Origin of the sequence: Flavobacterium sp. A45 (assembly GCF_002001005.1) — a bacterium.
GTDB lineage: Bacteria > Bacteroidota > Bacteroidia > Flavobacteriales > Flavobacteriaceae > Flavobacterium.
The window spans coordinates 1-9,283 of record NZ_MUNX01000052.1; the positions used below are offsets into that span (position 1 = coordinate 1).

The window sequence follows — 9,283 nt, forward strand, 5'->3', positions numbered from 1 at the left end:
ACATAGAAGAGCAATTAAAAGCGAATCTGAAGATTCTAAATGAAGAATTGATTGAAAAAATAGAAGATCACCAAGATTTTATGGGAGATTTGAGTTTTTTCTTGTTTAAAGTTCATAAAATAGAAACAGAAATCAGTTGTGCCGATATAAAAAAGTACTTCGATAATTATAAAGACACAATCGATCGAATTAGAAAAAAGTATATTGAAGAAAAACCAATTTTAATAAATTACCTCAGATTGCTTTTAATAATGAATAATTGTAATGAAGTCGGGCATATTCGGAGGGCTTCATGGGAATTTGAAGGGGTTTTATTTTCACTAATCAATAACAGAAACCATTTAAATACAGAGGATTTTAAAGAATTATGTTCTTTAGATAATAATGAGAGAATATTAATTGATTTTTGTAAGAATAAAATTTTTGGTAAAGCTGAAAATGATGAAATTTTTAAATTAGACGAATTCTCTACTGAAAAATTTATTAAAGGTTGGTTAATCCTAAAAGTTGTTAATGCAGAAAATGAAAATGTTTGCCTTGCTTTTTATGATGGTAATGAAACGGGGGTCTCTGCTTACGTAGATAAAAATTCAAATCGTTTGATTACAACTGAGGATTTTTCATGGGGCAATTCAATTTGCGGATTTGGAGTAAGAAGTGGCTTTGGCTCTGGAAATTATGTTCATTATACCAATAATGACTTTTGGCTTAATCCAAAAATAATTGATACTCCGTTTTCGGAAATTGCTTTTGATAAAAAAAACAGAACAAAAGAGCAGATTAAAAAAAACAATGAAAAAATTTCTGAGCTAATTGAAATTATATATAATCGGCATGAATTATCAAAAAATGACACTGAAAAAAAAGTTTATAACGATATTGGTTCACTTAATTTGCGTTAAATCCGATATTGTTGAATTATTAAAAAAATAGAAATATTACTACTTTTAAAATTAAGGAGATTTAAATTAAATCCTAAAACGACACACTCCGGCAGTGTGTCGTTTTATTTTTGGGCATAAACTAATATTATGATCCATACTATTGAAGAATTAATTATCGTGATTAACAATTTTGAAATAAAAATCAGGCAATATGAAATCAATCTTGCCTGTTTTTATCAAAGTTATGATGAGAGGGAGAGATTAGAACAAAGGAAAAAAGTTCTTAAAAAACAAATTGAACATTACATTCAAGAGTTTAAAGAAAAAACAAAAAACAATCATTTGGAAACCCGATTATATGCCAATCGGTTGGCTGTTTTAGAAAAAAAGTTTCAAATACAGCCAAGAATTATGAGCGCAAATTTGTTTTGTTTGAATGTTCTGAAAGAAAGACATGCTATTATAGAAAAGGATAAAAGTTTTTTCTCAAAAATAAACCAAAATCAAGAGGTCAAAATATGTGAAGATGAATTGCAAATGATCGAAATTCAATCGCAAAATTTACTAAAAGAGTTTTTTGAAAGTATGAATACATTTCCAGAGTACATCGACAAAGAAATGAAACTTCAATTCAGCACATTGCTATGCTATTATGGCTGGGGTTTTGCTGAAAAGAAAATAGCTTTGGATAAAAGACAAATTGAATTAGAAAATCGCCTTAAACTGCTTGAAAAAAAATCAAACGGCATTTGGGCATTGTTTAATTATAAGCTAGTTAAAAATAGTAAGACTGAAATAAAGAAAATAAAAAAAGAGCTACTGGAAATCAAATTAGAGAACTCAAAAAACATCGATTATTATTTAAATAAAAATATAAGTTATAAATCCTCCAAGGACATATGACTGTAGTGTTTCGTTTTGGATTACAAACTAATACCATATACCACTAAAATTGGATTTTTGCACTGTCCTGTTTTGGCAGAGCCAACACTTTTCTTTGTCAAACAAAGGGGAAGCTGAAAACCAAAATAGAGTAAGCACAATATAAATCAAACTTATGGCATTATTTTTAATCACGGTAAAACAAAATCATTATGCAAACGGAATCCGTCTGGAAAAAGGAATGACTGTTGAGGTTGCATCCAAATATTCCAATCCGATAACGATCAATGGAGGTCACGAAGTTGTTGATGCTTTTATGCGAAAATATGGAATCGACATCAAAAAAAATTGTGGCTTATCATCCTCTTATCTGGATTTGAAAAAAATAAGTTAGGAAATTATGGGCTGTCTAAATAGACAGCTTTTTTGCATATGGAAGAAGAGGCATTGTGTTATAAATAATGTAAATTCCAATCTTCCAGAATTAGACCCAGCTAGGATTTATTCGATTCAGGTCAGGCTTTACGGATTTCCGTAATGAAGTTTAGGCTTTAATTAGGTTATTTGATGTAATCTTTTGTCTGAGAAGCCTAAAAATTTCGAATAAGAAAATGAAAATTAACAGCTGTTAATACAAATAAAAATCATTTTTTACGGGAGAGAAACATTCTGGGAAGTTTTATAACAATCCTAATATTTATGTTGAAAACTTAGAAGAATTTGTGTTAAAAAAAAAGGTAAATTGCAAAACCAGATTAAAAAATATACAAATGGCAGATTCAGTTTTAGCTATCCAGAAAGGATTCGAATTTCAGGCAAAGTTCTTTTGGTATAAGGCCTGTTCTTTATATCGTCCAGGTTCAACAGCTGTAGAAATAACTTATGAAGCTGAGAGCGTTCCCGGATTCGATGATGTAACCATTTCATTTGATCCACCGCGATTAAGCACGTATGGCTACAGCGTCAGCAGAGAATGTTACCAGGTAAAGTTTCATGTAGACCATTCTAGGGCATTTGACGTAGATGCTCTTACTGATCCCGCCTTTATTGGAGCTGTTTCTGAATCACTACTTCAGAAACTGTATAAAAACTTTCAGGCTTCTGAGGAAGATTATGCTACAACTAATTATTATATCATAAATACGTGGGGAGTGGATCGAAATGATGATTTAAATTACCTGCTAAACAATGAAGGAGCGATAATCTTTAAAAGGCTGTTTGACGGTACTACAGACCGATCAAAAATGGGTAAAATCAGAAAAAAATGGAAGGAACATCTTGGCCTGTCAGATGATGAATTAAAGAAGGTGCTCAGACAGCTGAGAATTTGCGCCAATTCACCTTCTGGAGAATTTTTTGATGAAACTTTAAGTTATGGACTGTCAGCGGTAAATCTTAAACCTCTTTATGATGATAAGCGTACTAATCCGTATTCGTCATTAATTGTCCGGCTGCATGAAGAAAAATCAAACAGGCTCCATAAAGACAATTTATATGCGATATTGGAACAGGAAGATTTGTGGGTTACCACTACTACCAATGAAAAGGCCGAAGCATCTGCAGGAATACGAACTTTTAGAAAAGGTGCGGAAAATCTGGGTTTGGAAACAGATAAATTTTTATGTTTATTAAAACATTTTGAATCACGATATATTCTGGATGAGTCATTGTGGCAGGGAGAAGTGCTGCCTGCTGTGCAGGCATTTTCGCAGGAACTAATTAATTTAGAAAAACCGATTATTTTGCATCTGGATACTCATATATCAACCGCATTTGCACTTGGTTATTACATAGGAAACAAGTCAGGCACTGAGATAACAATTGTGCAAAAATCTCCGAAAGGACGTGCTTTGTGGAAACCTAAACTAACAGCTTCGGGAGAAGAGACAGAGCAGTGGGACTTTTCAGAGATTTCTGTTAATTCTGACGGAGATGATTTAGCCCTCTCGATCAGCATTACCAATGACATATCGGCTGAAGTGGATCTGTTTATCCGTTCGCAATTAACTACTGTTGTTTCCGTATTGCATGCCAAAGCAATTTCTGGCTGCGGTTTTAGTGCCATTAAGGATGCTGATCATATACTGCAGTATATCGTATATTTAAATAGAAAAATTCGTGCATGGAGGATTGCCAATGGAACCCAGAAAAAAATCCACATCTTTATCTCAGCGCCTAATTCATTTAATTTCTTTCTTGGCCAGCATGGTTCGGGTTATGGCAGGATTTCTCTTTATGAATATGATTTTGAAGGTATTCGTACTGGAACTTATGTGCAATCTCTTAATTTACCTTAAATAATACATGGGAAATATAAACAGTTACTTTACAGATTTTTTGAGCGGTATCAGGTTAACGCAGACTCAGAAAGATGATGCCAAACGAGGACATACCACTTTGCGAAACAGGCTGCTGGCAGACGATGATTTAAAAGATATCATCGTTACAACATTTCTTCAGGGAAGCTACAGAAGATCAACAGCTGTACGTCCAAACGGAGAAAAGAGAGCAGATGTTGATGTGATTGTTGTTACTACCCTTGACCAGAGTAATACATCACCAGAAGAAGCATTAGAGAAATTCGAACTGTTTGCAGAGAAGCATTACAAAGGAAAATGGGTTAAGCAGGGCAGGTCTATAGGGATTTCGCTGTCATATGTCGACTTAGATATTGTGGTTACTTCTGCACCCTCTGAGGTTGACAAGAGCGGTCTTCGCTCAAAGAGCGTGACTACAGATTTAACCTTAGAAGATTTAATGACAACTTCTTATGACTGGAGACTTTCGAAGGGATGGAATGAGCCTGACATGATGAAGGCGGTCAATTACTTGTCTGAGTCTGTACGTGCGGAAGCCGAATGGAAACTGCAGCCACTTTGGATACCGGATCGTGATGCTGATATTTGGGAGGAAACACATCCACTGGAGCAGATCAGATGGACACGTGATAAAAACAAATCAACAAACGGTTATTACGTTAACATAGTTAAGGCATTTAAGTGGTGGAGAACACTAAGGATTACGGATTTGAAATATCCTAAAGGCTATCCAATTGAGCATATGCTGGGTGACTGCTGTCCTGACGGTGTCACAAGTATGGCAGAGGGAGTTATGCTTACGTTTGAAAATTTTGTTGATACGTTCTCTACACACAGGTCATTGGGAATTGTACCGGAGTTTCCTGACAGAGGCGTTCCTTCGCATAACGTCTGGCATAGAATCACTTCTGACGATTTCAAAACGTTTTACGACCATATGAAAAATTATGCGGAGAAAGCGAGGGAGGCATACGATGAAAAGTCCTTGAGGAAAGCCACAGAGAAATGGCAGGAAATATTTGGTCCAAAATTCCCATTAGCACCCGATGACGATGATGATGGGGGTACTAAAAATTCAGGTCCAACCAGCTTTACCCCGAGATCTGGAATAACGGAACCGGAATCATCAAGATTTGCTTAAATGGAAGAACCATCTGAAATTATTGTGCAGGGCAGGCGATTTTGTGACAGCATTGATTCTTACACTTTACTTGAGGACCTGGCATGGTCAGCCTCTGAAAAAAAATGGGTGCTTAAGTTCGCGCTTTCCGGAAATTTTCCACCGACCGATAAAGTGCCGGCTGAAACAGTTTGGTATGCGCTGATATCAAAAAACTATCCTTACGGATCATTGAATATTTATCCCGCAGCTAAAGGAGGCATAGAATCCACTTTTCCTCACATGAATCTTAATCGAGATACGGGGAAATCATGGCGGTCAGGAGATATCTGTATTAAAACACAATACGGAGCATGGAAGAGTTCGTATTTTAACAAGGAGCCTTTTGATGCGTACCGTCTGCAATGGTGTATCAAAAGGAGCTTATTGTGGATCAAGGCAGCAGCTGAAGGCACCCTCCAGGCTGAGGGTGATCCTTTTGAATTTCCGCATATCCCACTGGAGAGTAAAATTATTACACGCTGGATTTTTGCTGAAAGTCCTGAGATGTTTAAAAATTGGCAGACTTCGGGACATACGGGGATTCTTGAATTTTATAAACCTGCGATTAATACTAATTTAGCAGTAGTTTTGAATTATAGTGATGATAATGGATCTAATCTTAGATATGAATGGGGAAGCCTGCTTGCTCATGCAAAAGATAACAGAGAGCCCGCATTTTGGTTCAGGGTTCCTGAAATACCGGTTATTGAACCCTGGCAGATTCCATTGACGTGGGGTGAGCTTTTTACATTATTTGAAAGGAAGGGCTGGCCATTAAGATCATTTCTGGTAGATAAGTTGGTTAGCGGCAAACTTCTTGACAAAACAAAATATCTTTCTATCGGATTTCCAGTAGCACCATTTTTCGGACAGCAGCCTGAAAGGATGCATTGGTATGCATTGCGGCTTCCTGGTTCACAAAAATCGCTCACTGGGTACAGAGTAAATACCGGAGAGTGGAGAAAAGCACAATTTTCAAGAATTTATGCAGGCCATCAGTCTATTAAATGGCTGAATTCAGAAAACTGGATAAAGGATCAGATAACTGCGCGCGGATCGGCTGATGAACAGTTAGCGGATTTTAAAATATGTGTTATAGGTGCAGGTGCAGTCGGCTCGTATCTGACTGAATTGTTGGTAAGAATGGGCTGCAGCAGGTTGATAATAGTGGATGATGACGGTGCTTCGGCGGGTAATTTTTCAAGACATACCCTTGATATGAAGTCCGTGGCAAGGTATAAATCAGATGAAGTTGCCATGAAAGCAAACCAGATTTTTCCATTTATAAAAGCGCAGTCAAGTATATATACAATTGAAAAAGTTCTTGACAAAGAACCTGAATTTCTGAACCAGTTTGATCTCGTCTTGGACTGTACAGCGGAAGATGGTGTGTTAAGACTCTTATCGGAACACTGCACAGGGGAGAAGCAGATTGTATTTTCTGTTTCACTTGGAATTGAAGCGCAGAGTCTGCTGGCATTTATGAAGCGCAGTCCGCTACAGAATCTGTTTTCAGAGTTTAAGGATAAAACCAAAAACTGGTCATTAGACCAAAAACAGAAATTTCCAAATCCGCAGTTTCCCCTGGAGGGCATAGGCTGCTGGCATCCAGTTTTTCCAGCAAGAATTGATGACATTCAAAGCCTTGCTGCCTGCACTATTCGCCAGCTGGAAATGTTTTTAAAATCAAATGACCAGTCAAAATTAGTCATAATGGAGCGTGATGATAATTATAACATATCAATTGAAAGTGTAATATGATTTTTATATTAAAAAGCACTGGGATAAAAGTTGTAATAGAAAGTCATCACATTAAAAAAATGGAAATGCTTATCAAGACGGCGGGACTAAATGAAACCGGAGGTATAATCCTTGGCAGTTATCCGGATTTTACGACGGCAGAAGTAAGTGAAATTCTAGGACCGCCTTCAGACAGCAGAGCTGGCAGATATTGGTTTGAAAGAGGGATAAAAGGTTTAAAATCAATTTTGAATGCAGCATGGAACCAGAACCAGTACTACCTCGGGGAATGGCATTTTCATCCAAATGGAACCGTGGAGCCAAGTCCGCAGGATTTTCAGCAGATGAAGAAAATATCAAAAAGTGAGAAATACTACTGCCCCGAGCCGTTAATGATTATTATTGCCGGAAATTTTCAAAATTACATACTTGGTGTGTATATCACAGACAGAAAATTAAACAAGACTTTTCAGCTTGCAGAATATACAGAGGAAGTTAAATGATTGAACTATGAACACGGATTGATTATACATAATAATGAAGATAAGGACAAAGATGGTTTTCCAATAAACAGTAAAGGTGTTCATATAGCTTTGCGTGATGGAGCAGGAAATGTTTTCATTCCACTTTACTGCAATTTTTTCATTAAAGTTCCGGAAAATGCTGGAATAAAATTTGATCCAAATAATAAGCTCGAGGTTAACGCAGCAGTTGATGCGCTTATTAATATTCTGGCAAAGAATGGCACTTAAAAGAGCGAAATGCCAAACATTAAGTCTAGGATCCTGCTCTATAATGCAAATGTGTTTTAAAAGTTTTTGCAGTCTCATATTAGTGTTCGTCATTTAAAAGATTCATTAAATCTGATTTATTGTAATAATATGACCCTAAAATTTTTTTGAAGCGAACTTTACCCGTTATTCGGAGGTTCAGTAACGATGCAGCAGACATATCCATTATTTTCCTCACAATACGGCTTTTAAGCCATTCTGGATTTAAGCCACCTTTTTCTCTATTAAGCTTTTTCTCTATAATTTGTTTGAACTGCTCCACTAGCAATAGACTAAATTGCTTTAAATCATCTTTAGTTATATTATCGTTCATTTTTGTGCCTTCTATTCTTTGATGTTAAGTAATAATAAGTTATGTTCCTATCTTTCTCGTTGCTTAAAAGTGGTGTTTTAGGACGTTGTTAGGCACTCAAAGTCCGTGCATAGTACATTAAAATGCTAAAGAATTGTGATGGCCGAAATTCTAATCAGACGCTATGGACAGTTTGTCAAAAAGAGGTCTGTTACTCACATCACAACCAAATTATCAGCTTTCGAATTGTAAAATAGTTATGGGAACCGAGAGCGTTCTTGGTTAAAAAAAAAAGTCAATTTAGTTGCATTTGATAGAGATACCAAAGTGAAGAGATAAGGAATATTTTGAAACTCCTAAAAAACAATTTAAAACAATAAATAAAAGTTTAATTTGATTGTTTTGCAAATGTAGTAATACAGACATAACTTATATTAGAAGTCAAGAATGATTGGGTTTGAAAGAGATGTAAATGATAAAAGGAAATAGTTATTTTTGTAATCTAAACAATTACAATGATAACAAGTATAGAACAAGCATTACTAAGTTGCAATCCAGATAAGTTTGCTAATATTTGTAGATTATACCTAGGTTATAGATATCCAATTGTAAATCCGACTGGTTTAGTTGTAGGAAAAGAAAAATCAAAGAAAGGAACTCCAGATAATTTTATTTCGGATAATGATTCTTATATATTTAGTGAAATCACAACCATTGATAAAAATCAATTAGTTCCAAAACTAAAAAAGGATATTGAACATTGCTTTAATCAAAATGATGTTTCTTCAGACAAAATAATTAGAATTATTTTAATCTGTAATCAAGAAATTACAACTAAAATTCAGGAAGAACTGAATGAACACAAAAACTCAATAAATAAATTCACTAAGCTAGAAGTGATTGGTTTAGATGCTTTTGCTACTATTATTTTTAGAGACTTTCCTTCTTTGTCTAGAGAATTAGGATTGAATATAGATACAGGTCAAATTTTAGAAATGAGTGAATTTATAATTCAGTATGAAAAATCAAAATTTGCTACACCATTATCAAATGCCTTTTTTAATAGAGAATCAGAATTGGATAAAAGCATAGAACTTCTAAAGCAACATGATTTTTTACTAATTACTGGACAAGCAGGAGTTGGAAAAACCAAATTTTCAATTCAGTTAGTTTCAAATTATTTGAAAAGTAATCCAGGATATATTGTAAAATAT

At 35.1% G+C, this 9,283-nt stretch carries 10 protein-coding genes; 9 read left to right on the top strand and 1 reads right to left on the bottom strand.

What is annotated here, in order from left to right; all coding sequences use genetic code 11:
* Window positions 1-47: 47 nt before the first annotated feature.
* The 8 genes from B0E44_RS03485 to B0E44_RS03520 all read left to right on the top strand — a co-directional run bounded on the left by B0E44_RS03485 (window position 48) and on the right by B0E44_RS03520 (window position 7,738).
* The gene (locus B0E44_RS03485; protein ID WP_124019269.1) at window positions 48-902 is read left to right on the top strand and encodes a hypothetical protein; all 855 of its coding nucleotides are present in this window, start codon (window positions 48-50) and stop codon (window positions 900-902) included.
* A gap of 351 nt (window positions 903-1,253) precedes the next feature.
* Window positions 1,254-1,787: a hypothetical protein gene (locus tag B0E44_RS03490; protein ID WP_124019270.1), complete on the top strand. Its 534-nt coding sequence runs from the start codon at window positions 1,254-1,256 to the stop codon at window positions 1,785-1,787.
* Window positions 1,788-1,941: 154 nt separating this feature from the next.
* The gene (locus tag B0E44_RS03495; protein ID WP_077370823.1) at window positions 1,942-2,160 is read left to right on the top strand and encodes a DUF6140 family protein; all 219 of its coding nucleotides are present in this window, start codon (window positions 1,942-1,944) and stop codon (window positions 2,158-2,160) included.
* Between the two features lie 376 nt (window positions 2,161-2,536).
* Window positions 2,537-4,063 carry an SAVED domain-containing protein gene (locus tag B0E44_RS03500; protein ID WP_077370824.1) on the top strand — a complete coding sequence of 509 codons (1,527 nt, stop codon included), beginning with the start codon at window positions 2,537-2,539 and terminating at the stop codon, window positions 4,061-4,063.
* 7 nt (window positions 4,064-4,070) lie between these two features.
* Window positions 4,071-5,225, top strand: a complete 1,155-nt coding sequence (locus tag B0E44_RS03505; RefSeq protein ID WP_077370825.1) for a hypothetical protein — start codon at window positions 4,071-4,073, stop codon at window positions 5,223-5,225.
* On the top strand, window positions 5,226-7,007 hold the full coding sequence (locus B0E44_RS03510) for a ThiF family adenylyltransferase (protein ID WP_077370826.1): 1,782 nt from the start codon (window positions 5,226-5,228) through the stop codon (window positions 7,005-7,007). It begins immediately after the preceding gene.
* Window positions 7,004-7,489, top strand: a complete 486-nt coding sequence (locus B0E44_RS03515; RefSeq protein WP_077370827.1) for a Mov34/MPN/PAD-1 family protein — start codon at window positions 7,004-7,006, stop codon at window positions 7,487-7,489. The genes B0E44_RS03510 and B0E44_RS03515 overlap by 4 nt, the downstream gene beginning before the upstream one ends.
* Entirely contained in the window at window positions 7,490-7,738 is a 249-nt protein-coding gene (locus tag B0E44_RS03520; RefSeq protein WP_077370828.1) for a hypothetical protein, read from the top strand.
* A gap of 79 nt (window positions 7,739-7,817) precedes the next feature.
* Here B0E44_RS03520 and B0E44_RS03525 read toward each other — a convergent pair whose 3' ends face one another.
* Complete coding sequence (locus B0E44_RS03525) at window positions 7,818-8,090, bottom strand: DNA-binding protein (protein ID WP_077370829.1); 273 nt, start codon at window positions 8,088-8,090, stop codon at window positions 7,818-7,820.
* A gap of 494 nt (window positions 8,091-8,584) precedes the next feature.
* On the opposite strand from B0E44_RS03525, the gene B0E44_RS03530 reads away from it, so the two are divergent.
* On the top strand, window positions 8,585-9,283 hold a 699-nt coding region (locus tag B0E44_RS03530; protein ID WP_217341291.1), incomplete at its 3' end, for a hypothetical protein.

Excerpts from the sequence above, each read along its gene's own strand:
- B0E44_RS03510 (WP_077370826.1), top strand. The coding sequence starts at position 5,226 with ATGGAAGAACCATCTGAAATTATTGTGCAGGGCAGGCGATTTTGTGAC.
- B0E44_RS03515 (WP_077370827.1), top strand. The coding sequence starts at position 7,004 with ATGATTTTTATATTAAAAAGCACTGGGATAAAAGTTGTAATAGAAAGT.
- B0E44_RS03500 (WP_077370824.1), top strand. The coding sequence starts at position 2,537 with ATGGCAGATTCAGTTTTAGCTATCCAGAAAGGATTCGAATTTCAGGCA.
- B0E44_RS03525 (WP_077370829.1), bottom strand. The coding sequence starts at position 8,090 with ATGAACGATAATATAACTAAAGATGATTTAAAGCAATTTAGTCTATTG.
- B0E44_RS03495 (WP_077370823.1), top strand. The coding sequence starts at position 1,942 with ATGGCATTATTTTTAATCACGGTAAAACAAAATCATTATGCAAACGGA.
- B0E44_RS03505 (WP_077370825.1), top strand. The coding sequence starts at position 4,071 with ATGGGAAATATAAACAGTTACTTTACAGATTTTTTGAGCGGTATCAGG.